Origin of the sequence: Curtobacterium sp. VKM Ac-2865 (genome assembly GCF_015350905.1) — a bacterium.
In the GTDB taxonomy this organism is placed as follows: Bacteria; Actinomycetota; Actinomycetes; order Actinomycetales; family Microbacteriaceae; genus Curtobacterium.
Genome location: NZ_JADKRZ010000002.1, coordinates 456106 through 482359, shown reverse-complemented (window position 1 = coordinate 482359; position 26254 = coordinate 456106). Strand labels below are relative to the sequence as shown.

At 71.5% G+C, this 26254-nt stretch carries 28 protein-coding genes; 12 read left to right on the top strand and 16 right to left on the bottom strand.

Annotation, left to right across the window (positions count from 1 at the left end; all coding sequences use genetic code 11):
• The first annotated feature begins 58 nt into the window (after positions 1-58).
• Complete coding sequence (locus ITJ54_RS07420) at positions 59-1240, top strand: hypothetical protein (RefSeq protein WP_194626955.1); 1182 nt, start codon at positions 59-61, stop codon at positions 1238-1240.
• A gap of 19 nt (positions 1241-1259) precedes the next feature.
• Here ITJ54_RS07420 and rocD read toward each other — a convergent pair whose 3' ends face one another.
• Positions 1260-2474, bottom strand: coding sequence for an ornithine--oxo-acid transaminase (gene rocD / locus ITJ54_RS07415; protein WP_323741626.1), 1215 nt, complete (start codon positions 2472-2474; stop codon positions 1260-1262).
• 53 nt (positions 2475-2527) lie between these two features.
• On the bottom strand, positions 2528-3424 hold the full coding sequence (gene ddaH, locus ITJ54_RS07410; RefSeq protein WP_416354899.1) for a dimethylargininase: 897 nt from the start codon (positions 3422-3424) through the stop codon (positions 2528-2530).
• Positions 3425-3639: 215 nt separating this feature from the next.
• Here ddaH and ITJ54_RS07405 point away from each other — a divergent pair, with 215 nt between their 5' ends.
• Together ITJ54_RS07405 and ITJ54_RS07400 are read left to right on the top strand one after the other, a co-directional pair.
• On the top strand, positions 3640-4077 hold the full coding sequence (locus tag ITJ54_RS07405; protein ID WP_194626951.1) for an Lrp/AsnC family transcriptional regulator: 438 nt from the start codon (positions 3640-3642) through the stop codon (positions 4075-4077).
• 85 nt (positions 4078-4162) lie between these two features.
• Positions 4163-4936, top strand: a complete 774-nt coding sequence (locus ITJ54_RS07400) for a YqjF family protein (RefSeq protein ID WP_228508728.1) — start codon at positions 4163-4165, stop codon at positions 4934-4936.
• Between the two features lie 19 nt (positions 4937-4955).
• On the opposite strand, the gene ITJ54_RS07395 is transcribed toward ITJ54_RS07400, so the two are convergent.
• Positions 4956-5570 (bottom strand): hypothetical protein, encoded by a 615-nt coding sequence (locus tag ITJ54_RS07395; protein WP_194626947.1) that lies wholly within the window; start codon positions 5568-5570, stop codon positions 4956-4958.
• An 81-nt stretch (positions 5571-5651) separates the two neighbouring features.
• Between ITJ54_RS07395 and ITJ54_RS07390 the strand changes: the two genes are divergently transcribed.
• The 4 genes from ITJ54_RS07390 (at position 5652) to ITJ54_RS07375 (ending at position 8239) form a co-directional block, all read left to right on the top strand.
• The gene (locus tag ITJ54_RS07390; RefSeq protein WP_194626945.1) at positions 5652-6647 is read left to right on the top strand and encodes an SDR family oxidoreductase; all 996 of its coding nucleotides are present in this window, start codon (positions 5652-5654) and stop codon (positions 6645-6647) included.
• Complete coding sequence (locus ITJ54_RS07385) at positions 6644-7012, top strand: hypothetical protein (RefSeq protein WP_194626943.1); 369 nt, start codon at positions 6644-6646, stop codon at positions 7010-7012. Before ITJ54_RS07390 ends, ITJ54_RS07385 begins: the two co-directional genes overlap by 4 nt.
• Positions 7013-7253: 241 nt before the next feature.
• Entirely contained in the window at positions 7254-7451 is a 198-nt protein-coding gene (locus ITJ54_RS07380; protein WP_194626941.1) for a hypothetical protein, read from the top strand.
• 140 nt (positions 7452-7591) lie between these two features.
• The gene (locus ITJ54_RS07375) at positions 7592-8239 is read left to right on the top strand and encodes a hypothetical protein (RefSeq protein ID WP_194626939.1); all 648 of its coding nucleotides are present in this window, start codon (positions 7592-7594) and stop codon (positions 8237-8239) included.
• A 6-nt stretch (positions 8240-8245) separates the two neighbouring features.
• On the opposite strand, the gene ITJ54_RS07370 is transcribed toward ITJ54_RS07375, so the two are convergent.
• The gene (locus ITJ54_RS07370; RefSeq protein ID WP_194626936.1) at positions 8246-11818 is read right to left on the bottom strand and encodes a proline dehydrogenase family protein; all 3573 of its coding nucleotides are present in this window, start codon (positions 11816-11818) and stop codon (positions 8246-8248) included.
• A gap of 151 nt (positions 11819-11969) precedes the next feature.
• On the opposite strand from ITJ54_RS07370, the gene ITJ54_RS07365 reads away from it, so the two are divergent.
• Positions 11970-12434: a MarR family winged helix-turn-helix transcriptional regulator gene (locus tag ITJ54_RS07365; protein WP_194626934.1), complete on the top strand. Its 465-nt coding sequence runs from the start codon at positions 11970-11972 to the stop codon at positions 12432-12434.
• Between the two features lie 56 nt (positions 12435-12490).
• On the opposite strand, the gene ITJ54_RS07360 is transcribed toward ITJ54_RS07365, so the two are convergent.
• The 3 genes from ITJ54_RS07360 to ITJ54_RS07350 all read right to left on the bottom strand — a co-directional run bounded on the left by ITJ54_RS07360 (position 12491) and on the right by ITJ54_RS07350 (position 14512).
• A complete protein-coding gene (locus ITJ54_RS07360; RefSeq protein WP_194626932.1) occupies positions 12491-12670 on the bottom strand; it encodes a hypothetical protein in 180 nt (59 codons plus the stop codon).
• A 36-nt stretch (positions 12671-12706) separates the two neighbouring features.
• Positions 12707-13450 carry a M23 family metallopeptidase gene (locus ITJ54_RS07355; protein ID WP_194626930.1) on the bottom strand — a complete coding sequence of 248 codons (744 nt, stop codon included), beginning with the start codon at positions 13448-13450 and terminating at the stop codon, positions 12707-12709.
• Between the two features lie 111 nt (positions 13451-13561).
• Positions 13562-14512: a DNA-3-methyladenine glycosylase family protein gene (locus ITJ54_RS07350; RefSeq protein WP_194626928.1), complete on the bottom strand. Its 951-nt coding sequence runs from the start codon at positions 14510-14512 to the stop codon at positions 13562-13564.
• A gap of 74 nt (positions 14513-14586) precedes the next feature.
• Here ITJ54_RS07350 and ITJ54_RS07345 point away from each other — a divergent pair, with 74 nt between their 5' ends.
• The 4 genes from ITJ54_RS07345 (at position 14587) to ITJ54_RS07330 (ending at position 18352) form a co-directional block, all read left to right on the top strand.
• Complete coding sequence (locus ITJ54_RS07345; protein ID WP_071278774.1) at positions 14587-15615, top strand: 6-phosphofructokinase; 1029 nt, start codon at positions 14587-14589, stop codon at positions 15613-15615.
• A gap of 101 nt (positions 15616-15716) precedes the next feature.
• Positions 15717-16694 carry an acryloyl-CoA reductase gene (locus tag ITJ54_RS07340; protein ID WP_194626927.1) on the top strand — a complete coding sequence of 326 codons (978 nt, stop codon included), beginning with the start codon at positions 15717-15719 and terminating at the stop codon, positions 16692-16694.
• Between the two features lie 87 nt (positions 16695-16781).
• Positions 16782-17450: a GntR family transcriptional regulator gene (locus ITJ54_RS07335; protein WP_194626926.1), complete on the top strand. Its 669-nt coding sequence runs from the start codon at positions 16782-16784 to the stop codon at positions 17448-17450.
• Positions 17451-17530: 80 nt separating this feature from the next.
• Positions 17531-18352 (top strand): ABC transporter ATP-binding protein, encoded by an 822-nt coding sequence (locus ITJ54_RS07330; RefSeq protein ID WP_323741625.1) that lies wholly within the window; start codon positions 17531-17533, stop codon positions 18350-18352.
• A gap of 465 nt (positions 18353-18817) precedes the next feature.
• Here the strand turns inward: ITJ54_RS07330 and hemL are convergent, their stop codons facing one another.
• The 9 genes from hemL to ITJ54_RS07285 form a co-directional block, all read right to left on the bottom strand.
• Positions 18818-20161, bottom strand: coding sequence for a glutamate-1-semialdehyde 2,1-aminomutase (gene hemL / locus ITJ54_RS07325; RefSeq protein ID WP_194626924.1), 1344 nt, complete (start codon positions 20159-20161; stop codon positions 18818-18820).
• Positions 20158-21213 (bottom strand): porphobilinogen synthase, encoded by a 1056-nt coding sequence (hemB, locus tag ITJ54_RS07320; protein ID WP_323741624.1) that lies wholly within the window; start codon positions 21211-21213, stop codon positions 20158-20160. The genes hemL and hemB overlap by 4 nt, the downstream gene beginning before the upstream one ends.
• Positions 21210-21998 carry a uroporphyrinogen-III synthase gene (locus ITJ54_RS07315; RefSeq protein WP_194626923.1) on the bottom strand — a complete coding sequence of 263 codons (789 nt, stop codon included), beginning with the start codon at positions 21996-21998 and terminating at the stop codon, positions 21210-21212. Before ITJ54_RS07315 ends, hemB begins: the two co-directional genes overlap by 4 nt.
• A gap of 52 nt (positions 21999-22050) precedes the next feature.
• On the bottom strand, positions 22051-23070 hold the full coding sequence (hemC, locus tag ITJ54_RS07310; RefSeq protein ID WP_194626922.1) for a hydroxymethylbilane synthase: 1020 nt from the start codon (positions 23068-23070) through the stop codon (positions 22051-22053).
• Positions 23067-24302 carry a ferrochelatase gene (locus ITJ54_RS07305; protein WP_194626921.1) on the bottom strand — a complete coding sequence of 412 codons (1236 nt, stop codon included), beginning with the start codon at positions 24300-24302 and terminating at the stop codon, positions 23067-23069. Before ITJ54_RS07305 ends, hemC begins: the two co-directional genes overlap by 4 nt.
• Entirely contained in the window at positions 24299-25105 is an 807-nt protein-coding gene (gene hemQ, locus ITJ54_RS07300; RefSeq protein ID WP_228508726.1) for a hydrogen peroxide-dependent heme synthase, read from the bottom strand. The genes ITJ54_RS07305 and hemQ overlap by 4 nt, the downstream gene beginning before the upstream one ends.
• Positions 25106-25197: 92 nt before the next feature.
• Positions 25198-25428 carry a hypothetical protein gene (locus ITJ54_RS07295; RefSeq protein WP_194626919.1) on the bottom strand — a complete coding sequence of 77 codons (231 nt, stop codon included), beginning with the start codon at positions 25426-25428 and terminating at the stop codon, positions 25198-25200.
• A gap of 44 nt (positions 25429-25472) precedes the next feature.
• Positions 25473-25931 carry a phage holin family protein gene (locus ITJ54_RS07290; protein ID WP_194626917.1) on the bottom strand — a complete coding sequence of 153 codons (459 nt, stop codon included), beginning with the start codon at positions 25929-25931 and terminating at the stop codon, positions 25473-25475.
• Positions 25928-26182 carry a hypothetical protein gene (locus tag ITJ54_RS07285; RefSeq protein WP_071278748.1) on the bottom strand — a complete coding sequence of 85 codons (255 nt, stop codon included), beginning with the start codon at positions 26180-26182 and terminating at the stop codon, positions 25928-25930. Before ITJ54_RS07285 ends, ITJ54_RS07290 begins: the two co-directional genes overlap by 4 nt.
• Positions 26183-26254 lie beyond the last annotated feature (72 nt).

The window sequence follows — 26254 nt, the reverse complement described above, 5'->3', positions numbered from 1 at the left end:
CCGCCTTCCACTCCTGCAGGAAGTGCGCCGATCTAGATCTCTTGGGTACGATATTCAGATGACCATTCAAACGCAACACCCGATTTACTTTGGCATTGGCTGTTACACCTTTGAAGCTCCTGACGCCGATCTCCTTACGATGGTGAACCCAGAAGGAAGCTATTCAATTCACTCATGGTCCCAGGATGTGGAAGCTGCACTCCGATCAATTCCAAGCTTGGACAATATCGAGGTCAGTGGCTTTCACTCGGTCCGCGGTGACCACCCTTTCAATTGGCGCGAGACTACTAGAGCTGCGCTGCACTCGCTACCACATTCCTCGCTTCACCGCGGTGGAGATTTTCGACCTCACCCCGTCAACGGTCAAATCCGGTTCGATGCCACCATTCCGGTGCACATACAGAACGAAGTTTTTCCATACGTCGAAAATCGGAGGGGGACTCGATTCACCGTGCATATTTCCTACGCATTTGGCATGCCGGTCGCCTTCGTTCGCACGTATGACGACCATCAAGACCCTTCCACTGCGGTCGCCATCGTTCGAGAATTTCTGAAAAGAGAATTCGACAAACAGATCCCAGCAGGCAACCCGATCAAGTTCGTCTGCATGGGCCCAAGTCCTGCATGGCTTAACCTGGTACTGAATGCACCCGAGTCTGGCCCCGTCGACGAGGCTGACAGAGTGACTGTGATCGATACGCCGGGCTACAAATGGGTGACCATGCGCATCGCCCAACAACCTGGAGTGATGACGGTCGAGGACGCCTATGACTTCCTCAGAGCCGTTATCTCTGAATCCGCTGCGGTGTTTTATGATCTGGTATCCGAAATGGCTATCAGCGCCTTAACCAGGCAATATATTGAAACTCAACTACAGAAACTCGTGGAACTTCACCGAGCGCCTGGTTTCCGAAGCTGGCTTCGTCGCGTGTGGAGCGCAGGTAAGTCAGCAAATGACTTGATGCTCGAAATACTCGCAGTCGACCTCGAGGAGAAGCGAAGCTTCGCAGCAAGTAAAGAACGTTGGAATTCTATTCGTTCAGCCTCGGGTAAGAAGATTATTGCACCGGTGTTCAACATCGAATCTTCTCGAGACATACCTGACTACGTTCCACATGCTCGAGCCGTGGTGGACCTTCTCAGCACGCGGCAGTCGCGTAGCATCGAGTTGATTGGCGTCATTACTTCAGCAGTGATTGGCGGTGCCGCTGGTGCCGCCCTTACCGCATTCTTCCAGTGAAATGGGTGCGCTGCCTCGGTCAGCTGCGGTCGCGCAGGACCGCGGCCAGGGCTCCGATCGCGGTGGCGACCTCGTCGTCGGTGACGACGAGCGGCGGGGCGAAGCGGATCGTCGATCCGTGGGTGTCCTTCACGAGGACCCCGCGGGCGGCCATGGCCTTCGCGATCTCCTTGCCGGTGCCGATGGCGGGGTCGATGTCGATGCCCGCCCAGAGCCCGGCGACGCGGTGCGACACGACGCCGTGCCCGACGAGGTCGTCGAGCAGGCCGCGCAGGACCGGCTCGCCCGCGAGGGCCCGCTGCTGGAACGTGCCCTCGTCGAGCATCGCGACGACCTCGGCACCGACGGCTGCGGCGAGCGGGTTGCCGCCGAACGTGGAGCCGTGCTCGCCCGGACGCAGGACGCCGAGCACCTCGCGCGACCCGACGACCGCGGACACCGGGACGATGCCGCCGCCGAGGGCCTTGCCGAGCGTGATGAGGTCGGGCCGGACGCCGACGCGCGACACCGCGAGGGTGTGCCCGGTGCGACCGAGGCCGGACTGGATCTCGTCGGCGATGAACAACGCGCCGAACTCGTCGCAGACCTCGCGCACGGCCGGCAGGTACTCGGCGGGCGGGATGACCACGCCGCCCTCGCCCTGGATCGGCTCGAGCAGCACGGCGACGACGGTCTCGTCCATGGCCTCGCGGAGCGCAGCGGCGTCGCCGTACGGCACCGTGCGGAACCCCGGCGTGTACGGGCCGAAGTCGTTGCGCGCGTCGGGGTCGTCGGAGAACGAGATGATCGTCGTCGTGCGGCCGTGGAAGTTCCCGCCGGCGACGATGATCGTGGCCTGCCCCTGCGGCACGCCCTTCACCCGGTAGCCCCAGGCCCGCGACACCTTGATCGCGGACTCGACGGCCTCGGCACCGGTGTTCATGGGCAGGACCATGTCCGTGCCGGTGAGGGCGGCGAGCGACTCGGCGAACGGGCCGAGCCGGTCGTTGACGAACGCGCGGCTCGTCAGGGTCACCCGGTCGAGCTGCGCCCTGGCGGCGTCGAGCAGCCGCGGGTTGCCGTGGCCGAAGTTCACCGCCGAGTACGCGGCGAGGCCGTCCAGGTAGCGCTTGCCGTCGACGTCCGTCACCCAGGCGCCGTCACCGGAGGCGATGACGACGGGCAGCGGGCTGTAGTTGTGGGCGAGCGCACGGTCCTCGACGGCGAGGGCGGCAGCCGTGTTGGTGCCGGTCACGGAGGTGCCTGCGGCCGTCGCGCTGCCGGGTGTGGTGTCCGGTGCGGTGTCCATCAGGACCGCGCGACGGAGTTGCCGGTGCCGACCGGGTGCAGGTCGAGCGTGCAGCACTTCACGCCGCCGCCACCGAGGAGGAGCTCGGACAGGTCGACGCCGATCGGGTTGTAGCCCTTCGCGCGCAGCTGCTCGGCGAACGTGGTCGCACGGGCCGCGATCACGATGTTGTAGCCGTCGGAGTAGGAGTTCAGGCCGAGGATGGCCGCGTCCTCCTCAGTGGCGATGATCGCGTCCGGGAACCGCTCACGGAGGATCGCCAGCGAGGGCTCGTCGAACGCGGACTCGAGGTACGCGATGTTCGAGGTGCCGTCGGCGGTGGGCTCCGGGTCGAGCACGGCGATGGCGGTGTCGAGGTGGTAGAAGCTCGGGTTGATCAGCTTCAGGGTGATGACGTCGCGGCCGTAGACCTTCGCGATCTCCTCGTGCGAGGTGCTGTCCGAGCGGAACCCGGTGCCGGCGAGGATCACGTCGCCGACGAGCAGGAAGTCGCCCTCGCCCTCGTTCGTCTCGACGGGCTCGGCGACCTGCAGGCCGGCGGCGCGGAACCAGTCCATGTACGCCGGGCCCTCGGGCTGACGCTCGGGGTACTGGAACTTCGCGCCGTACGCCACACCGTCGAGCACGAACCCGCCGTTGGCCGCGTAGACCATGTCGGGCAGGCCGTCGACGGGGTCGATCAGGTGGATCTCGAAGCCGAGCCCCTGGTAGACGTCGTACAGCTCCTGCCACTGGGCGACGGCCTTGGCGGTGTCCGTCGGGTCCTCGGGGTGCATCCAGGGGTTGATCCGGTAGCTGACCGTGTAGAAGTCGGGCTTGCACATGAGGATGGTGCGCTTCGTCGCGGTGCGGGCCGGAGCGGCCGCAGACACGGTGTTGGGTGCGGGGTTCGACACTGGAGTCCTCCTGGGACTTCGGGCCCGAGCCTGCCAGGAACCACCACTGGACCAACCTCGGCGAGATGCAGGCTCACTCGCCGGTACCGCGGCGGACCAGGTCGACGCCGAGCATCAGTCTAGGAGTGCACGCCGACCGCCACAGCACCGGATCGCGCACGTTTCGTGCGTGCACCCCGACGTCCTCGCAACGACTGCGCGTACGATGGCTGCCGATGGACTCGCTCGACCACCGCATCCTGGACCAGCTCCGGGAGAACGCCCGCGCCGGATACGGCGACATCGGGTCGGTCGTCGGGCTCTCGGCGTCGGCCGTCAAGCGTCGCGTGGACCGTCTGGTCGCCGACGGGGTCATCCGCGGGTTCACGATCAAGGTCGACCCCGCGGTCGAGGACCGTGGCACCGAGGCCTGGGTGGAGCTCTACTGCCGCGGCACGGTCTCGCCCGACGAACTCCGGACGCTGCTCGACTCCGTGCCCGAGGTCGTCGACGCCGGCACGGTCACCGGCAGTGCCGACGCCGTGGTGCACATGCGCTCGAAGGACCTGCCTGCGCTCGAGGAAGCGCTCGACCGCGTCCGGCTAGCGCCCCAGGTCGACCACACGCGCTCCGCGATCGTGCTGTCCCGCCTGGTCTCTCGCGAGTCCGCGTAGTCCTGCGACCGGGGCTCAGCCAACCGCCGGATCCAGCGGAGGCGCTCGGCGTAGGTTCGACTGCATGCGAAGGCATGCGTCTCACTTGACCGACACCCGACCTGCGGGAGCCGCACCGAGCCTCCCGTCCGCTGCCCCCGGCCTGACGGGCCGTCCCTGGATCTCGCAGGACTGGCTCGACGTCGTCTTCGTGCACTGGCGGGTCGACGTGTCCGCCGTCGCACCCCTGCTGCCCGCCGGCACGCGGCCCGACACGATGAGCGTCGACGGGGTGGACGACGGGGTGACCACCTGGGTGGGCCTCATCGGGTTCCGGTTCGAGGACACCCGCTTCCCGCCGCTCGGGCCGCTCGGACGGACGGGGTCGATCGGCGACTTCGTCGAGGTGAACGTGCGCGTCTACACGGTGGACGAGCGCGGGCAGCACGGGGTGGTGTTCCTGTCGCTCGACGCGGGGAAGCTCCTGCCGACGATCGGTGCCCGCGTGGCCACCGGCCTGCCGTACTGGTGGGCGAACGCCGAGTACCGCTCCGGTGACGGTCGCGTCGGGTACGCGACGCGGCGGCACGGGTCCCACCTGCGGTCCCTCGTCGAGGTCGACGTGGGCGAGGCGATCGCGGAGCCGAGCACGCTCGAGACCTTCCTGACGGCGCGGTGGGGCATGCACGTGCGGCGGGCCGGCGCGACGCGGTACTGGCCGAACGAGCACGAGCCGTGGGCACTGCACCGCGGGACGGTCGCGACGCTGCGGGACGACCTGATCGGTGCCGCGGGGCTGCCGCTCGCGCTGACGTCGCTGGCGCCGGACTCGGTGCTCTACTCCCCCGGTGTGACGACGCGGTTCGGCGCCGGGCGCTGACGGCGCTAGTTCGGCTCGCTCACTCGAGCGGCGCTGTGCGGGCCGCACGGAACTGGACGACGGCGACGACTGCGGCCAGGACCGCGACGAGGGTCCCCGGGCCGATCCAGACGGCCTGGCGCGCCTCCGGGACGTCCGGCAGGACCACGCCGAGCACCGCGAGGGTCACTGCACCCGCGGCGAGCGCCGTCGCGCAGACGGCAGCGACGAGCCGGTCGAGCCTCGGGACCGAGCGAGCGAACTGGAAGACCTGCCAGGCCATGAAGACGCCGCCGGAACCCACGCCGATGAAGTGGCCCCTCACCAGGCCGGCGAGGGCCAGGATCGTCGCCGCGCCGAACCCGAGGACTGTCCCCACGACGTGGAACCTCCAGGACGCCGCGCGCGACTGCTCCCGGTAGGCCGTCCGTCCGGCGACGGCCAACATGACTGCACCGACCCCCACGGGGACGCCGGACAGGACACCGACGACGATCGAGACGGGGCCACCGAGCCACACGGGGATGACGACGAGCACCACGGCGAGAGCCGCTGCGAGCGCCGGCAGGGGCCAGACCTCCCGCCGCCGGGTCGGCGTCCGCAGCACCCAGGAGGGCGGGGCTTCCTCGATGACGTCGTCCTCGTGGGTGGTCATGGTGCTCAGTCTGCTCGCCGGACAGCGCGCCCGGGGGACATCGCTGAGTGGCGGCGCCCGGGCGTGCGTACAACTGGAGGCATGACACGTGTGGCAGTGGTGACCGGTGGTTCGGCAGGACTCGGACGAGCGACGGTGCGGGAGCTCGCCGCCAAGGGGTGGGACGTGGCCGTGATCGCCCGCGGCCAGGAGGGCGTCGACGCCGCGGCCGCCGAGGTCGTGGCCGCCGGACAGCGTGGACTCGCGCTCTCGGTGGACGTGGCCGACCGCGAGGCCGTCGAGCGCGCCGCCGACCGCATCGAGGCCGAACTCGGCCCGATCGACCTGTGGGTGAACGGGGTCATGGTGGGTGTCTTCGGCCGCTTCCTCGACACCGCGCCCGAGGACTTCGAGCGGGCCCTGAACGTGACCTACCTCGGCTTCGTGAACGGAACCCGGGCCGCACTCACCCGCATGGTCCCGCGCGACCGCGGGCACGTGATCCAGGTCGGGTCGGCGCTCGGCTTCCGGGGCATCCCGCTGCAGGCCGCCTACTGCGGTGCGAAGCACGCGATCGTCGGCTTCACCGAGTCGGTCGTCTCCGAGCTCATCGAGCAGGGCAGCAAGGTGCAGGTGTCCCGCGTCGACATGCCCGCGCTCAACACGATCCAGTTCAACTGGGTCAAGTCGCAGCTGCCGCACCACCCGCAGCCCGTCGCACCCATCTACCAGCCCGAGGTCGGGGCCCGCGCCATCGCCGCCACCGCCGAGCGCCCGCGCCGCCGGACCTGGGTCGGCGAGTCAACCGTCTACACGATCCTCGGGAACCGGATCAGCGGGCGCTTCGCCGACTGGTACGCCGCGAAGACCCTGGTGTCCGGGCAGCAGATCGCGTCGAAGGACGGCCAGTCGTTGCCGTCGAACCTCTACGAACCCGTCGAGGGCGACCACGGCGCACACGGTGTGTTCGACGACAACGCGCACGCGTGGTCGCCGCAGACCTGGTGGGTCGAGAACCGTCGTCTCGGCAACGGGATCATCGGTGCCGCGCTCGGCATCGTCGGTGCCGTCGCCGTCGCAGCAGGGCGCCGACGATGAGCCGCCAGCGCGCGGTCCGCGCCGCTCTCATGCAGCGTCAGACCGTCGTCGAGGGCGTCCGCGCCGGGCTCGGCGTCGCGCACCTCGCCAACGCCCGTCGTGCGGTCGACGCCACGAGCGGCACGGCGGCGTTCCACCGCGTCCTCGGGGCGCGGCACCTCGTGCAGGCGGTCCTGCTCCTCCGTGCGGGTTCCGGCAACGCCCACACCCTCGGTGCAGCGATCGACGCCGGGCACGCGGTCACGATGCTGCCGCTGATGCTGCTCGGCGGCCGGTGGGGTCGGATCGGCACGCGGCAGTTCTGGCTCGCGACGGGCCTGGCCGTGGCCGAGATCGCCCTCGTGGGGACCGGCCGGAAGCGCTGATCCGGAGGCATCCGAGCAAGGGCGCTCCGGCCCGGGCGCAGGGACGCTCCAGAGGGGCCGGAGCGTCGATGCTTCGTGCGAACCTGCGGCAGTCAGGGGAACCGCCGATCGGGTGTGGCTCGCTGGGGACGACACTAGCCGGTCCACCGAAAGGGGGACAGAGCACCTGTCTCCCCCAGTTCGAGGGACAGAGTGGACAGGCCGACGGGCGCGCACGGGATCCGCGCGTAGCGTCCAGATCATGAGTGACAACGAGCAGACCGAACCCGTCATGGACGGCGCCACGGACGCGACCAACCACGAGAAGCTGTCCGGCCTCATCGAGCAGGTGAACCACGACCACGGCACCGAAGGTGCCGCGTCGATGGCCGACCACCTGCGCGACCGCATGGACGAGACCGGCGTCGAGCCCGAGGACGAGGGCGACACCGAGGACTGATGGGTCTTCGTTCACAGACCTGACGGATCCGGTCGGCGGAACGCGCGTTCCGCCGACCGGATCCGTCATGTCTGGCGAGGGGAACCAGCGCCCGTCGGCCTCCACCAGCAGCCGCCCGACCCCATCGGCAGACTGGGCACATGACCGGCTGGCAGCAGGACCTGCTCGAACACCTCGTCAGCGTGCTCCCGGTGGAGTCCGTCTCCGCGTACGGGTCGGTGACGCGTGCCGGTGACCTCGATCGGTGGAGCGACCTCGACGTCCGCGTCCGCGTCCGCATCCGCCATCCGCTGGACGTCGAGCGGGTCCTCGCCGCACGGCTCTGGGCATGGCAGGAGCACCGCGGGACGACCGCGCACGAGCTCCGCCTCGTCACCGCCGACGGGCGCCGTGTCGACCTGACGATCGACGGCCCGCCACCGGTGCTGCCACGCCCTCCCGCAGATCTGGCGGTCCGCTTCGACGCGGCCCTCGCCGCGGTCCGACTCGGCCGCGGGAACCTGCTGATCGGCCTGCACCTGGTACTGGGGATCGGACGGGAGGCGCTGGTCCGGTCCATGGAGACGGCCGACCTGGCGACGGGCACCGTCCACCACCGACTGCCGACCCCGTTCGACGCGCGGGCCGCCGACGTGGCTGCCCTCACGGCCGACGGACTGCACCCGGCCGTCGCACTGCGAGCCTACGAACTGTACGGGCAGTGGCGTGCCGAGCTCGAGCCTGACTACAAACCGGACGTGAGCGGGCTGGTCAGCGTGCTGCAGCGCGGGAACGCACCAGCCAGCTAATCCGGCTCAGATGCGCAGGGCCGCGAACCGGGGGTCGATCGAGCCGAAGCGGTGCGTGGTGACCGACACGGACTGCTCGCGGAGGTACGGCAACATCTCGATCAGGCCGGCCTCGACGACCGGTGCGTCGAAGATCGCGACGTCGATGCTGGCACCCAGCGCTTCCTCGAGCGCCAGGGTGTCCCCGCCGATCAGTCGGATGCGCGCACCAGGGCCACCGAACGCCGTGTGCTTCGGCTGCTCACGCGCCTGCGAGAGCACGATGTCGAGGGCGTCCTGCGGCTCGTCGGTCGGGTTCGACCAGTTGTCGCGGAACACCGCACCCGACTCCGCGCGGGCGAGGAACTCCTCGTCCGACTCGACGAGGTGGTCCACGACGTCGAGCGGCGGTCGGTTCGCCGCCAGCAGCTGCGTGAGGGGACCCGGCAGCGGGCGGGCCGTGCTCAGCAGGACGTGGGCACGAGCGGCCGTCGCGGCGACCAGCGCCCGGACGAAGTCACCGTTGGAGGCGGCTTCGGCCTGGCGCAGGATCACGGACTGGGGCCGGTAGCGGACGACGTTCCGCTCGACACCGAGCCCGGCGGTGTCCCGCGCGGTGCCGAACCGGGTCTTCCGTGCCCGGACGTCACTGAGTGCGCCCGCCCGCACCTGGTCGAACTCCTCGAACCGCAGTCCGCTGCGGGCGGCCTCGATGACCGCGGCGACCCGCGCCGGCAGCCCGTGCAGCTGGATGCTCTGGTGCGCGGTGCGCCTGACCGGCTCCCACCGTCCGAGCGACGCGACGTACGACGGCCCGCCGGGCTTGGTCCCGGGGCCGACCGCGGATCGCTTCCAGCCACCGGTGGGCTGGCGTCGGACGACGGACCCCGTGGTGGGGCGGTTGACGACGAGGTTGCCGGCCCGGACGCGGTGCAGCCAGTCGGCGACCTCGTCGACGTCGAGCGAGTGGAGCCCGGCGGTGAGACCGAAGTCGGTGTCGTTCTGGATGGCGATCGCCTCGCGGAGCGTGTCGGCGCGCATGATGCCGAGCACCGGCACGCCGTACTCGGTCTGGTGGAAGGCGCTGCCGGGTCGGACGCCGTCGCGGATGCCCGGCGACCAGAGCCTGCCGGAGTCGTCGAGCGCCTCCGGCTGCACGAGCCAGGTCTCCCCCGGGCCGAGCTCGGTGAGCCCGCGCAGTGCGGCACCGGCTGGTTCGTGGACGAGCGGACCCATCTGCGCTGCAGGGTCGTCGGGCCAGGCCACCAGGAGGGAGCGCGTGGCATCGACGAGCTGCCGACGGAACCGCTCGCTCTCGCCCACGGAACCGACCAGCACCACGAGGGACGCCGCCGTCCGCTGCTGACCGGCACGCCCGAACGCCGAACGGACGACGTCCCGCACGGCCAGGTCGAAGTCCGCCGACGGGGTGACCACGATCGCGTTCTTGCCGGTCGTGTCCGCGGTGAGCGGGAGTCCGGCGCGCCACCACGTGAAGGACCGCGCCGTCTCGGTGGACCCCGTGAGCAGGATGCGGTCGACGGCCCGGTGCGCGATCAGCTGGCGGCCGAGGACGTCCTGGTCGAGGTCGATGAGCTGCAGGAGCGAGTGCGGCACCCCGGCGTCCCAGAGCACGTCGGCCAGGACGGCCCCGGTGCGCTTGGCCTCGGGTGCCGGCTTCAGCAGCACGCCACTGCCCGCGGCGAGCGCGGCGAGCACCCCACCGGCGGCAGCCGCGATCGGGGAGTCCCACGAGGGTGCGACCACGGTCAGGCGCGGGGGCACGAACGCCGCGTCGGTGACCTCGAGCAGCCCGCGGGCCTGCTCGGCGGCGATGTAGGCGTGGTCGACCGCCTGGCTGACCTCGACGTCGGCCTCGGTGAGCGTGGCAGCGGTCTCGGCGACCGCGGCCTCGACCAGGTCGGCGCGACGGGTCTGGAGTTCGTGGGCGATCAGCTCGAGGAGTTCGGCGCGGTCGACGGGGTCCTGTCGGCCCCAGTTGACGCCGGCCTGGGCGGTGCTGCGGATGATCCGCTCGAGCTTGGTGCGGTCGAGCACCCGGGAACCGCGGATCGTCTGCGCTCCGGCCTTCGACGCCGGGACACGACGCAGCACGTCGGCGGCCCAGCGTCGGTTGGCGGGGACCGTGGGGTCGGTGTCCGGCGTGGTCGTCGTCGGCACCACGGGCACCGGCTCGCCCAGTGGACGACGGCGGTCCTGCGTGCGGTGCGTCGCCGCCACGGGCGCTTCGAGCGCGGCGACGGCGGTGGTCCAGCGCTGGTGCGCCCGCTCGAACGCGGCCTGGTCGCGGTCGATCTCGAACGCGCTGGCCGCGGTGCCCTGGGGGTCGGCGTTCTGCTGCAGCCGTCGGGCCAGGTACGCGATCGCCGAGCGGAACTCGTCGGGGTGGACCACCGGGGTGGACAGCACGATGCGACCCACGTCGGCACGCACGGCGTCGGCGTGTGACGCGGTCATGCCGAGCTGCATCTCGACCTCCACGGCGTCGGTCACCCCGCGCCGTCCGGCGAGCACCCACGCGGCGGCCACGGTGAAGAGGTCCTGCGTGGCGACCCCGACGTGCACGGCGTCCGTGCGCTCCGGCGTGAGCGCGGTGTCGAGCAGCCGCAGGGCCGCGGTCGTGGTCTCGGTCGCGCTGCCCCACGTCGCGAGCGGCCGGTCGTGCAGCAGGGCGTCGACCCGCTCGGTCGCCAGCGAGGCGCCCTCGGTCAGCCGGACGGTGATCGGTGCCCCGCCGCGGGCGCGACGTGCGACGGCCCACTCGGTGAGGGACTCGAGCACACCGGCGGTGTCCGGCAGGGCGGCCTGCAGCAGGACGCCGGCGGGCAGCTCGAGGAACTCGTCTCGGTCGAGCAGCTGCCGGAACGCGGCGACGGTCACGTCGAGGTCGTGGTGGTCCTCGGTGTCGAGGGTGACGAACGTGGTCGGGCGGCCCTCGGTGCCCGGGGTCGATGCCGCAAGCCGGAACAGGGGTTCGAGCCGGTCGGCGATGCGCTCCACGGTCTGGTCGAACGCCCAGAGCGACATCGCTGGCACGACGGTTCCGGCCGAGACGGTCACGCGGTCGACGTCGTCGCGGCGGACGAGGTCCATCGTGCGCTGCAGCTGGCGGTCGCTCTCCGCCACCCCGAGCACGGTCCCCCCGAGCAGGTGCACGTCGAGCACCGTCGCGCCGCCAGCGACCTTCGCGAGGGCCGGTCCGAGCCTGGCCGGTGCGGCGTCGACGACCAGGTGCCCGGCCATCCGGCGCAGGATCCGACGGGCGGTGGGGACCACGGCCCACGGGGCCATCGTCGCGAAGCCACCGCCGAGCGTCACCGCACCGCGGAGGTACCACGCGAGCTCGTCGGGGACGTCCTGGCTGATCTCCTCGAGCTGCCGGGCGGCGACCCGCGGGTCCTCTGGCCGGACGACCCGGTCCACGAACCCGAGCGTGAAGTCGAGACCCTGCTCGTCGCGCAGGACCGCCGCCAGGCGTGCGGCACCCGGGTCGGGCTTCACCTCGGCGGACGCGGCGACCCACCGCCGCACGAGGGCGACGACGTCGTCGGTGCAGTCCTGGAGTCGAGCGGTCGCCATGGATCGATCGTATGGCGACCCACCGGCATGACCTCGGAGCGCGCCGGACGACGGCGAAGAGTCAGCTGAGCGTCATCCCGAGGGATGATCCTGCCGACGGGTGGCCGTCCGGATGGACGCGGGTGCCCGTCCGCATGGATACGCTGACGACATGTCGAAGCAGGGCGACGTGGACCGTGACTGGGCCACGTGGGACGCGTACCACGACGTCTGGCGACGACTGGACCGGGCCCTCGACCACGCCGTGCAGCAGGGCGCCGGGATCTCCACGCCCGAGTTCGAGATCCTCATCGGTCTGCACCGCCAGGTCGACCACCGCCTGCGTGTCCGCGACGTCGCGGCGGGCATCGGCTGGGAGAAGTCGCGCGTCAGCCACCAGGTCACCCGCATGGTGTCCCGAGGCCTCGTCGAGCGCACCGACTGCCCGACCGACGGCCGTGGCAGCTGGGTCGTGATGACCCCCGACGGGCGTCGCGCAGTGCTCGCCGGCATCCGCGCACACACCGCGGCACTCGAGCAACTGTTCTGGAGGCCCGTGGCGGGCGACGCGGACACGCTGCGGTCCGTCAGCGCCCGGCTCCAGAGCGCACTGGGCCCGGCCGACATCCTCGACTGAGCCCAGCAGAACGCCGCCGCACCGTCCATGGACGTCGCGGCGGCGCTCTCAGCGGGTCACGCGGACGTGCCCTGCAGGGCGATCGCCTTCCAGACGTCGAACTGGCGATCGTTGCCGATGGTCGGGTTGCCCCACAGGTTGACGGCCTGGGTGACCTCCTCGCCTTCCTTCAGGCTCTTGTAGTACCCGGGGCCGATGATCGCGATGCCGCGGTTGGTGGACTGGATGAGCTGCATGGGTGTTCTCCTTGCTCGTGTCGAAGTGTCGTGAGGTCAGGCCGCGGTGCCGCTGATGGCGATCGACTTCCAGACGTCGAACTGCCGGTCGTTGCCGATGACCGGGTCGCCGAACAGCGCCCTCGCGCAGGTCTCGAACTCCTCGGTCGGCAGTGCCCGGAAGTAGCCGGCGCCGAGCACCGCGGCGCCGCGACCGGGCGACTTGATGATCGTGAAGTCGTCGTCCCGAGGCGTCGACGGCGCGGTCGAGTCGTTCGCGTAGGGCGCGCCGATGATGAACGGCGCCGGGTCGATGAAGGTCCCGTTCAGGGTCACCCCGAGGTGGAGGTGGTTGCCAGTGGAGTCGCCCGTCGTGCCGACCCGGCCGATGAACTGGCCGGCGGACACGGATGCGCCCTTCGCGATGTCGATGTGGTTCTGGTGGCCGTAGTAGCTGACGTAGCCGTCGGCGTGCTGGATCCTCGTCAGGTTGCCGTACCCGCCGGACACGCCGGTGAAGATGACGGTCCCGCTCGCGACCGCGTGGATCCGGGTGTCCTGCGCCGCGGCGAAGTCGATGCCCTGGTGGTTCGTGCTGCCCACGCCACCCGGCGACGGTCGCGGGCCGAACCCGCTCGACACCGGGTACGCGCTGGTGAACGGGTATCGCCACGCGACTGCTGCGAACGCCGGTGTCGCTCCGAAGCCGATCGTCCCGACGGCGGCGGCTCCGGCAGCGGCTCCCGCGTACGCGAGCAGCTGACGTCGGGTCGGCCCTCCGGCCTGTTCTCGATGGCCCATGGTTCCCCTCTCCGGGGGGACGACCCCTTCGTCTCCCCGTCCACGACGCTATCGACGGACCGACCGGTGATGCAGTCCGCAACTCCACCGACCGTTCTGTCCCCCGCCTGCTCAGTGGTGGCGGTGGTCCTGGATCGTGATGCGCGGTCCGAACGCCGGCTTCCGGAAGCCGCTGCCGCCGATCAACCGGACGACCCGGTGCCGGTGTCCGCGCCACGGCTCGAGCAGCTCGAGCATGCCGTCGTCGTCCACGGGGCCGCCCGTCAGCGCCCACCCGACGAGCGCCGGCACGTGGAAGTCCCCGACGCTCGGGGAGTCCGGGTCGCCGTGGGAACGCTGGGTGGTCTCGGCGGCCGTCCACACCCCGATGCCCGGGACCGACTGCAGCCGCGCGGCCACGACGGCGCCGCCGCGGCCGAGGGACAGGGTGCGCTCGAGGGACGCCGCGACCTTGACGGCCCGCATCACCGTGGCGCTGCGTCCGGGCTCGATGCCCGCACGGTGCCACTCCCAGCTCGGGATGCGGGCCCACTGCTCAGCGGACGGCGGCACGACCATGCCGTCGGGTGCCGGCCCCGGAGCCGGGGTACCGTGGCGCCGCAGCAGGTACCGCCACGCGCCCCAGGCCTGCCGCGAGGTGACCTTCTGCTCCATGATCGCCGGCACGAGCATCGCGACGACGGTGTTCGTGCGGCACAGCCGGAGCCCGGGCTGCCGGTGGCGGGCGTCGGCCAGGAACCGGTGCGCCGTGACGTCGAGGTCGGACCAGTCGTCCCCGCGACCGAGCAGGTCCGGGGCGTGCTCGAGCGCCCACGCGGCGCCGTCGCCCCACGCCGAGATCGCCACCGCGTCCCCAGTGCGCCGGAGCAGCACGGACGCAGGCCCCTCCGGCGTCCGGAGCGCGAGCCACACGTCGGAGCCGACCACACGGAAGGCCGGGTCGCCGGAGCCGCGCTGCAGGGGCCGGAGGGTCGCTGCCAGGTCGAGGGGGCCTCCTGGGCGGTAGACCGTGTCGAGACGCGCGCCGCCTGCGTGACGCGACTCGAGACGGACCTGCTGCATGACAGGGATGGTAAGCGAAACCACCGTCAGCCAAGATGGGTCCAGTCCCACCCACCCGACATCGGAGTCTCCCCATGCGCATCGGCATCCTCACCTCCGGCGGCGACTGCCCCGGCCTCAACGCCGTCATCCGGGCTGCGGTCCTCAAGGGCATCGCGATCCACGGGTACGAGTTCGTGGGCTTCCGGGACGGCTGGCGCGGCGTCGTCGAGGGCGACATCGTCCCGCTCGGGCGCAAGGACATCCAGGGCATCGCCAAGCAGGGCGGGACCATCCTCGGCACCAGCCGCACGAACCCCTTCGAGGGCCCGAACGGCGGCGTCGAGAACATCGAGCGCGTGCTCACCCGGCACGGCATCGACGCCATCATCGCGATCGGCGGCGAGGGCACCCTGGCTGCGGCGAAGCGCCTGACGGACGCCGGTCTGAAGATCGTCGGTGTGCCGAAGACCGTCGACAACGACCTCGGCGCGACGGACTACACGTTCGGGTTCGACACCGCGGTGGAGATCGCGACCGAGGCCATGGACCGCCTCCGCACCACGGGTGAGTCGCACTCGCGGTGCATGGTCGCCGAGGTGATGGGCCGGCACGTCGGCTGGATCGCGCTGCAGTCGGGCATGGCCGCGGGCGCGCACGCGATCCTGATCCCCGAGCAGAAGACGTCGCTCGACCAGATCGCCTCGTGGGTCCGCTCGGCGTACGACCGCGGACGCGCCCCGCTCGTCGTCGTCGCCGAGGGCTTCGTCCCCGACCACGAGGACAACGCCCACTCGGAGCGCGGCCTCGACGCCTTCGGCCGTCCGCGGCTCGGTGGGATCGGCGAGCGCCTCGCGCCGCTCATCGAGGAGATGACCGGCATCGAGACCCGGGCGACCACGCTGGGCCACATCCAGCGCGGTGGCACGCCGACGGCGTACGACCGGGTGCTCTCGACGCGGCTCGGACTCGCCGCCGTGGACTCCGTGGTCGAGCAGCGCTGGGGGCGCATGGTCGCGCTGCGCGGCACCGAGATCGTGCACGTGTCGTTCGAGGACGCGCTCGGCGAGCTGAAGACCGTGCCGCAGTCGCGCTTCGACGAGGCCGCGATCCTGTTCGGTTGATCGTGCTGGGTGCGCCGGCGGTCGCCGTCGCGCCGCTGGTCGCCGTCGCGTCGGCGGTCGCTGTCGCACCCGGCCGGGAGGCTCGGGGTAGCGTCCGGCGCATGAGCCGCGCCGTCCTCGTCTCCCGTTCCGCCGCCCCGACCGTCACCGAGGTCGACGTCCCCGACCCCGGCGAGGGCGAGGCGCTGGTCGACGTCACGTACTCGAGCGTGAACTACAAGGACGGTCTCGCGCTCGCGGGCGACCCCGGCGTCGCCAGGATCGACCCGCTCGTGCCCGGCGTGGACGTGGTCGGCACCGTCGCCGCTGTCGGGCCGGGCGTGCACGACGTCGTGATCGGTGACCGGGTCACGCTGAACGGTGCCGGCGCGGGCGAGACCCGGCACGGCGGCTGGACCTCGCAGGCGGTCGTCCCCGCGGCGTCGCTCGTCGTGCTCCCCGATGCCGTGTCCGACGACTTCGCCGCCGCCATCGGCACGGCCGGCTTCACGGCGGCACTGAGCGTGCTGGCCCTCGCTCGGTTCGTGACCCCGACCGACGGCCCCGTCGTGGTCACCGGCGCGTCCGGCGGCGTCGGCTCGGTCGCGATCCCGCTGCTCGCGGCCCGGGGGTACGCGGTGACCGCCTCCACCGGGCGGATGACCAACCGGGCGTCGCTGCAGGCGCTCGGCGCGACGGACGTCATCGACCGCGCCACGCTCGGCGAACCGGGCAAGCCGATGCAGAAGGCCGCGTGGGCTGGAGCCGTCGACAGCGTCGGCGGGGCGACCCTCGCGAACCTGCTCGCGGCGACCCGGTGGGGTGGGGCCGTGACGGCGTGCGGGCTGGCACAGGACGTCCAGCTGCCGACCACCGTCCTGCCGTTCATCCTGCGCGGGGTCTCCCTGCTCGGCATCAACTCGGTCGACGCCCCCGCTGCGCTCCGTCGGCAGGCGTGGGACCTGCTCGCCGCCGAACTCGACCCGCGCCTGCTCGCCGGGGTGACCCGCACGGTCGGGCTCGAGGACGCGATCGCCCTCGGGCCGGACGTCCTCGCCGGCGCCGTGCACGGTCGGACGATCGTCGACGTCCATCGGTGAGCCCCGCGCCCCGTATTCCGCAAGCGTTTGCCGAATGCGTCGCTAGGATGTGGGATACAAGACCGTCCGTCACGTGAGGAGTCCGGAATGCCGGTACCCAAGTCGACCGTCGAGAACTCCCCGCGCAAGCTGCTGCGCGACGTGGTGCTCGAGAAGATGCTCGCTGCGATCCAGGACGGCACGCTCCAGGCCGGGGAACGGCTCAACGACGACGAGCTCGTCCGCTGGCTCGGCGTCAGCCGCACGCCGATCCGCGAGGCCATCGCGAAGCTCGTCGACTACGGCCTCGTCGACATGGAGGCGAACCGCTACACCCGCATCGCCACCCCCTCGGCGAAGCAGTTCGACGACGCCCTCCAGGTGATGCTCGGGTTCGCCGAGCTCGGTGCCCGCTGGGGTGTCCCGCAGCTCGACGCCGCCGGCGAGAAGGCAGCGCTCGGGATCATCGAGGACCTCCGCACCCACGCCGAGGCCGAGGACCGCGCGGTCAACCGCGACCTCACCGCCCTGCTGGTCCTGCTCGTGCGTGCGACCGACAACGCGCTGCTCGAGACGTTCACGAGCTCGCTCGTCCCGCGCGTGCAGTTCCTCGCCCTGACCGCCGAGGAGTTCATCTTCTGGGACGTCAAGCAGGCCCTCGACCCGCTCCGTGCCGCCGTCACCGGGCGCGACGGCGAAGCGGCCGCTGCCGTGATCCGCGCACTCGCCCGCACGCTGGACGACCACCTGCAGACGCTCCGCGCCGCGCGGGCCTGACCCCCGCGACGGAGACCGGGACCGGGACCGGAGCCGGAGCCGGAGCCGTGACCGGTCTCCGGATGGGCGACGATGGGACGGTGAACTCCGTCCTCCTGCACACCGAGGGTGTCCGCGTGACACGCTCGGGCCGTGACCTGCTGCACGACATCGACCTGACCGTCCGGCGCGGGGAGCACTGGGCGCTCCTCGGGCCGAACGGCGCCGGCAAGTCGACGCTGCTCGCCGTGCTCGGCGCCACCGGGCACCCCTCTGGCGGGACCGTCGAGATCCTCGGGGAGCGCCTGGGTCGGGTCGACGTCCGAGCCCTCCGCGAGCGCATCGGGCACGTCGACCCACGCCACCGCATGCTGTCGCCGCTGACCGTCCGCGAGACCGTGCTCACCGGGCTGACGGGCACGACCGACCTGATGACGCGGTGGTCCCCCACGGACGACCAGGTGGAGCGCGCCGAGCAGCACATCGCCGACGTCGGGCTCTCCGCACGGAGCGAGGCCCGCTGGCCCGTGCTCTCGCAGGGGGAACGCGGTCGTGCGCTCATCGCCCGGGCGCTCATGGCGGAGCCCGAGCTGCTGCTGCTCGACGAACCCGCGACCGGACTCGACGTCGCCGCCCGCGAGCACCTGCTGGACACCGTCGACGCCCTGCGACAGCGGCACCCTGCGCTCGGGAGCGTGATGGTCACCCACCACCTCGAGGACCTGCCGACGTCGACCTCGCACGCGCTCCTGCTGCGGGACGGCGCCGCGGTGGCGCAGGGGCCTGCGGACGAGGTCATCACCTCGGCGACGGTGTCCCACGCGTTCGACTTCCCCCTCGCCATCACGCGGGACGGGGGCCGCTGGCACGCGCGTCGCGCTGCGGAGCCGGGCCGAGCCTCCCGGCCGTCGCGCGGGGCGTGAGACGGCCGAGCCTCCCCCGCCTCAGACCGTCCGCGCCGGATCGTCAGGGTGACTCGAGACGCCGGTGTCTCGGTGCCGACAGGACCGTCAGGGAGACTCGAGACGCCGGTGTCTCGACAAGACGCCTCCCCAGCGCCGAGACGCCGCCGGTTTCAGCGGCGTCTCGAGACTCTGGCGGCGTCTCGGCCAGACACCGGCGTCTCGCCAACGCCCACGCGCAAGACGCCGGCGTCTCGGTGCCGACAGGACCGTCACACCCGAGACGCCCCCGTCTCGATGTGGCCCGGGTCGTCAGGGTGACTCGAGACGCCGGTGTCTCGACGAGACGCCCCGCCAACGCCGAGACGCCGCGGATTTTGGCGGCGTCTCAGCGTCTCGACGGTGTCTCAGTCAGACGTCGGCGTCTCGCCATCGCCCACCCGCAAGACGCCGGCGTCTCGGTGAGCCGCCCGCGCGGCCCCCGCGTCAGACCGTCGCTGCTGCCGCTGCCTTCGCCGCAGCCGGCAGCGCGTCGAGCACCCGCCCGACCGCACGCTCGTCGTGGGCCGCGGTGACGAACCACGCCTCGAACACACTCGGCGGCAGGGTCACCCCGGCGTCGAGCATGGCGTGGAAGAACGGCGCGTACCGCCAGACGTCCTGCGCACGGACGTCGTCGTAGTTGCGCGGCGCCTGCTCGGAGAACGCGAACGAGAACAGGTTGCCGGCACGCTGCACGCTGTGGGCGACACCCTCGGCGGAGAGCGCCTCGCTCGTCGCCGCCGCGATGGCGGCAGCGGTGCGGTCGAGGTGCGCGTAGACCTCCGGCGTCGCGGCCCGGAGCGTGGCGATGCCCGCGGCGACCGCGAGCGGGTTCCCGGACAGGGTGCCCGCCTGGTAGACGGGGCCGAGCGGGGCGAGGAAGTCCATCACCTCGCGTCGGCCACCGAGGGCCGCGAGGGGCATGCCGCCGCCGATGACCTTGCCGAACGTGATCAGGTCGGGCTTCCACCCGGCACCGTCGGGGACGACCTTCGAGGCCTCGAGGCCCCACCAGCCGGCCGCACCGACACGGAAGCCGGTCAGCACCTCGTCGACGATGAGCAGCGCGCCCTGTGCCTGCGTGATCCGGGCCAGCTCGCGGTTGAAGCCGCGGTCGGGCGCCAGGACGCCCATGTTGGCGGCGGCGCTCTCGACGATGACCGCGGCGATGCGTTCGGAGTGGGTGTCGAACGCGGCGCGCACGGCGTCGAGGTCGTTGTACGGCAGCACGAGCGTCTGTGCGGCCGTCTCGGCGGTGATGCCCGCGCTGCCCGGCATCGCCAGGGTCGCGACACCGGAACCGGCCTCGGCCAGCAGCGAGTCGGAGTGGCCGTGGTAGTGCCCGGCGAACTTCACCAGGAGGTCACGGCCCGTGTAGCCGCGGGCGAGACGGATCGCCGTCATCGTGGCCTCGGTGCCGGTGGACACCATGCGGAGCTTCTCGATGGGACCGTCGCCGTCGACCGACACCCGCTGCTTCACGAGTTCGGCGAGCTCGGTCTCCCCCGGCGTCGACGCCCCGAAGGACAACCCCCGCGCGGCTGCCTGCTGCACGGCCTCGACGGTGCCCGGGTGGGCGTGCCCGAGGATCGCCGGACCCCACGACGCGACGAGGTCCACGTACTCGCGGCCCTCGGCGTCGGTGACGTACGCGCCCTTCGCGGCGACGAGGAAGCGGGGCGTGCCGCCGACCGAGCCGTACGCGCGGACCGGCGAGTTCACGCCGCCGGGGATGCTGTTCTTCGCACGGCTGAAGAGCTGGCCGTTCGTGGTGGGTGCCGTGGTCATTCGGGGGCCTTCCCGGTCGAGGCGATGCCGGCGACGTCCGCGGTGCTGCCGGAGGTGCGGAGGCCCGCGTCCTCGTTGAGCTTCCGCGCGATGTCCACGGCGAAGTAGGTCAGGATCGCGTCGGCACCGGCACGCTTGATGCCGACGAGCGACTCCATCGCGGCGGCGTCGCGGTCGATCCAGCCGTTCTGGGCGGCCGCGGTGATCATCGCGTACTCCCCGGAGATCTGGTACGCCCACACCGGCACGGGCGAGGTCGCCGCGGTCTCGGCGAGGACGTCGAGGTAGCTCATCGCGGGCTTCACCATGACGATGTCCGCGCCCTCGTCGACGTCGAGTGCGACCTCGCGCAGCCCCTGTCGTCCGTTCGCGGCGTCGATCTGGTACGTCCGGCGGTCCCCCACGAGCGAGGACGACACGGCTTCGCGGAAGGGGCCGTAGAACGCGGACGCGTACTTGGCGGCGTAGGCGAGCAGGGCGGTGCCGGCGTGCCCGGCGGTGTCGAGGGCGTCCCGCGCGGCGGCGATCTGGCCGTCCATCATGCCGCTCATGCAGACGAGCTCGGCGCCCGCCTCGGCCTGGGCGACGGCCATGTCGCGGTAGCGCAGCAGCGTGGCGTCGTTGTCGACCGAACCGTCGGCCGCCAGCACGCCGCAGTGCCCGTGGTCGGTGAACTCGTCGAGGCACAGGTCGGACTGCACGACGAGGGCGTCGCCCACCTCTTCGCGAGCAACGCGGATCGCCACGTTGAGGATGCCGTCCGGGTCGGTCGCGCCGGAGCCGTTCGCGTCCTTCGTGACGGGCACGCCGAACAGGTTGACCCCGCCGACGCCCTGCTCCGCCGCACCAACGAGCGCCCGACGGAACGAGTCGAGCGAGTGCTGCTGCACGCCCGGCATGCTCGAGATGTCGATGGCCTCGGTGGCGCCTTCGCGGATGAACATCGGCAGCACGAGCTCGGCCGGGTGCAGCCGGGTCTCGGCGACGAGTCGTCGCATGGCGGGGGTGGCGCGCAGTCGTCGGGGGCGGACCTGCGGGAAGCGTCCAGTCACGAGTGACCTTCCTGGTGGGGGTCGGGTTGGTGCAGTGCCTCGACGACGGCGTCGAGGAGGGCTTCGGCGGACCTGGCGGGAGCGACCGCGTGGACCGGCAGGCCGACAGACCGGGCGTCGTCGGCGGTGCCGGGACCGATGCAGGCCACGAGGGTCCGGGGGTCGAGCGGGGTCATCCGGCGGGCGATCTCGCTGGCGACACTGCCGCTCGTCACGAGCACCGCGTCGGGCGGCGGGTCGAGGGCGACCGGCTCGTCGCCGGTCCCCACGGTGCGGTAGGCCTCCACGTCGTCGACGGCGATGCCGCGGGAGCGCAGGCCGTCGACGAGCGTCGGTGCGGCGATCTCCGACCGGGGGAAGAGGACGGTGCCGTCCGTGTCCGGCAGGGCGGTGACGAGGGCGGCAGCGGAGGCGTCCTGCGGCACGAGGTCGACGGGCCACCCGGCAGCACGGGCGGCACGCGCGGTCGCCGCACCGACCGCCGCCACCAGCAGTCCGGACGGGAGGCTCGGCACACGTCCGGCGAGCACGGTGACGGCCGTCGCACTGGTCACCACGAGCCAGGTGTACCCGGCCATGTCGGGTCGGTCACCGCCGGACGGGGCCGAGGAGGGCCTCCTGTCCGTGCTGGAGGCGACCAGACGACCGACGGCGCGGTCGAGGTCCGCTGCGTCAGCCGGCGGCTCGGTCGTGATGAGCGGCACGACCACGGGGTCGAGCCCGCGCTCCCGTGCCGCTGCGGCGACCCGGTCACCCCACGCGCCACCGCGCGGGACGAGGACCACCGGGGGTGGGTCCTGGTCCGTGGCGGGGGCGGCGGAGTTCGTGGTGGCCGTCCTACTCTGCCGGGGTCGCGAGACCCGGGCCGGCGGTGTACGGGCCGTCGGTGGTGTCCTCGGCGACGGTGTCGGCCAGGTCGGCGAGCTCGCCCGCGCCGTTCTCGAGGAGCTCGGTCGCGACACGGCCGCCGACCTCGAGCGCTTCGTCCAGGCGGTCCTGCGGCGTGCCGTCGAGCACCGCTGCGTGGGACGACGTGCGGTACTCGGCGCCGTCGGGGCGGTAGACCGTGGCGGAGACGAGCAGGATCTCGCCGTCGACGATGGCCGTGGCCCCGATGGGCGCGGAGCAGCCGGCCTCGAGCTTGGCGAGGACCTCGCGCTCCGCGGCCACCGTGAGACGGGTCGGGGCGTGGTCGATCTTGCGCAGGGCAGCGAGCAGGGTGCGGTCGGTCTCGTCCGCGCGGGTCTCGATGGCCAGCGCGCCCTGGCCCGGCGCGCTCGGCCAGAAGCCGAGGTCGAGCAGCTCGGTGGCCTCGGCGAGACGGTCGATGCGGCTGAGCCCGGCGGCGGCGAGCACCACGGCGTCGAGGTCGTCGTGCACGCGACCGAGCCGGGTGTCGATGTTGCCGCGGATGTCGACGACGTCGATGTCCGGGCGCTTCGCGCGGAGCTGGGCGGCCCGACGGGGCGACCCCGTGCCGACCTTGGCGTGCTCGGGCAGGCTGTCGATCGTCGCGGCGTTCCTGGCGACCAGGACGTCGCGGGCGTCCGCGCGCTTGGGCACGGCGGCGATCGTCAGCCCCGGGTACGGCGCGGTGGGCAGGTCCTTGAGCGAGTGCACGAGGACGTCGACCTCTCCCGCGACGAGGGCCTCACGCAGGGCGCTGGCGAAGACGCCGGTCCCCCCGAGGCTCGCGAGGGAGGCGCGGTTCGTGTCGCCCTCGCTCGTCACGGTGACCAGCTCGACGGGCCGCCCGGACGCGCTCGCCAGGCGGTCGGCCACGTCCTGGGACTGGGCGACCGCCAGACGACTGGCGCGGGTGCCGAGGCGGATCGGCGTCGGGGTGTCCTCGGTCACGGCGCCAGACCCGCGGCAGCCGGCTTGAACCCGGCCCGCTCGTTCTCGCAGCAGCCCGGACGGCAGACGTCGTACCAGGGGCCGATGTCCGTGACGTGGGGACGCTCGGACGTGGGCACGCCGTTGACGCGCTCGAGCACCAGGTCGATCAGGCCCGCGACGTAGGCCGGGTCGATGCCGGGCGTCTGCGTGCGGAGCGACCAGTAGCCGAGCTCACCGGCGGTCTCGGTGGCCTCTTCGTCGAGGTCCCACATGACCTCCATGTGGTCGCTGACGAAGCCGAGCGGGACGATGAGCACGGCGCGGGTGGGACCGCCCTTGAGCTCCTCGTTCATGTAGTCGTTGATGTCGGGCTCGAGCCACGGCTGCGTCGGGGGGCCCGACCGCGACTGGTAGACGAGCTTCCACGTGGGCTTCGTCGTGCCCTGCAGGTGCGCGTGCTCCGGCTGCTCGACGAGCTCGGCCCAGGCCTGGTCGAGGACGACCTGCGCGACGGCCTCGTGCTGGGCGGCGTACGCACCACCGTCGCCGAAGCCACGGAAGTCCGGACCCGACTTGGCGGCGTCGGTGGACGGGATCGAGTGGGTGGAGAACAGGATGCGCAGCTCGGTGGCGACGTCGAGGCCGTCGTTCTCGGCGATCGCGCGGGCCAGGCCGTCGCGGACGCCGTCGACGAACGGCTGCACGAAGCCCGGGTGGTCGAAGAACTGCCGGACCTTGTCGATCTGGATCGTGTCGATCAGGCCGGTCTCGTCGAGCACGCGGGCGTAGTCCTCGCGGTACTGGCGGCAGCTGGAGAACGAGGAGTACGCGCTCGTGGCGATCGCGATGAGCTTGCCGTAGCCCTTGTCGGCTGCTTCCTTGAAGGCGTCCGCCAGGTACGGGTCCCAGTTGCGGTTGCCCCAGAGCACGGGCATGTCGATGCCGCGGCGCTGGAGCTCGGCTTCGAGTGCCGCCTTGAGCGCACGGTTCTGCGCGTTGATCGGGCTGACGCCGCCGAAGTGCCGGTAGTGGTGGGCGACCTCTTCGAGTCGCTCGTCCGGGATCCCGCGGCCACGGGTGACGTTGCGGAGGAAGGGGATGACGTCGTCCTGGCCCTCGGGGCCACCGAACCCGGCGAGCAGGATGGCGTCGTACGCCGTCGGGACCTCGACGTGCTCGGGGCCGGACGCGGCAGCTGCCGTGGCGGCGAGGACGGGGCGACCGTTCGAGATCTGGCTGGTGTCGGTCATGACAGCACCTCCGGGAGTTCGGCGGTCGTCACGCGACGACCCGTGTAGAAGGGGACTTCTTCGCGCACGTGCATGCGGGCTTCGGTGTAGCGGAGGTCGCGCATCAGGTCGACGAGGTCGACGAGGTCGGGGCTCTCGAGCGGCAGGATCCACTCGTAGTCGCCGAGCGCGAAGGACGCGATGGTGTTCGTCAGGACGCGGCGGTACTTGGCGCCCTGGATGCCGTGGTCGCGGAGCATCTTCGAGCGCTCTTCCTCTGGCAGGAGGTACCACTCGTAGGACCGGACGAACGGGTACACCGTGATCCAGGCCTCGGGGTCCTTGCCACGGAGGAACGCCGGCGTGTGCCGCTTGTTGAACTCGGCTTCGCGGTGCATGGCCATCGCGTGCCAGACCGGCTCGGCGTCCTGGAAGAGCTCGGTCCGGCGGACGTCGCGCAGCACGGCCTGGATCGCCTGGGCGTCGTCGCCGTGCAGCCAGATCATCACGTCGGCGTCGGCGCGGAAGCCGGACACGTCGTAGAAGCCGCGGATCGTGACGCCGTGCTGGGCGCCGCGGGCGACGACGGCGTCGAGTTCGGCCACGCCCTCGTCACCGACGCGGGTGACCGCGCCGACCGGGCGGCGGAACACGGCCCACAGCGCGTAGGCCGTGAGCAGGTTCGGGTCGATGCCCGAGTCCGGCGCGGTCTCGTGTGGCGAGGAGCCGTGGTGCGGGGTGGTGCTGTCGTGCGGGGCGGTGCTGTCGTTCGAGGCGGTGCTGTCGGGGCTGGTGCTGTCGTGCGCGGGCACGGTGGAACTCATGAGGTCCATTGTCCTATCGGTTGCAAGGAACGTGTCGTCGCCGGTCCCCACACCGGCGAGCACCCCGTGACCGCGGGCGACCCCTGTCGGATCTACCGCCGTCGGAGTACCAGCACGACGATACCCCCGACCACCGTCACGCCCGCTGCGACCCCGGCCAGGTACTCGGGGCGCTTCTCGACGACGCCGCGCTTGACCTTCGACGCCGCGATGCCGAGCTGCTTCGGCAGGTTGAGCTTGTCCTCGATCGCGTCGAGGGTGTCGAAGAGCTGCGCGCGGGTCGTCGCGACGCGGTCGGCGATGTCGTCGTGCTGGTCGGTCACTGGGACTCCTCGGTGTGGTGCGGGAACGGTCGTCACGTCGGACGTCAGAACCGGCCGCTGACGTCCGGCTTGCGGGACGCGTGCTGGACCTCGGGCGTGGGCTTCTTGCCCAGGCCCTTGACCGCGTTGATGTCGTTCTTGACGCTGTCGATCGTGCGCTTCGGCGTGATCGGCAGCCCCTTCTTGAACCGCTTCCAGCCGACGAACCCGAGGATCGCGGCGACGACGAGCATCACGAACGCGAGCACGAGCGCGGCGAGCCACGCAGGCATGATCGTCGCGAGGCCCATGACGGCCGCCGTCAGCAGCACGCCGATGGCGTACAGCACGATGACGAGCGCGCCGATGAGGAGACCGGCGGCGAGGGCGAAGACCTTCGCCTTCCCCATCAGCTCGGCCTTCAGCAGCGCGATCTCACCCTTGACGAGGTTCTTGACGAGCTGGGGGACGTCCCCGACGAGACCGAAGAGCGATCGCGACTTCCGGTCACGCGTGTCGGTCATGAGGTCGGTGCGTCCTTCTTCTGGCCGACCTTGCGGACGACCTTCTTGGTCTGCTCACCGATGAAGTCGGCGACGTCCGGCGTCTTGTCGGCGACGAACTCCTCGACGCCGTGCACGCTCTTCTGGACGTTGTCGTTGTTCCAGATCTTGCCGCTGACGGTCTTGATCTGTTCGTAGCGCGCCCGGCCGGCTCGCGATCCCAGGACGTACCCGAGTGCTGCGCCGGCGACGAACAGGAGCCTGCCTCGCATGGTTCCTCCGAAAGTCAGTGTGCGTGTCATGCGCCGAGAGGGACCCGGCGTTCCACCAACAGTAGCCCTCGG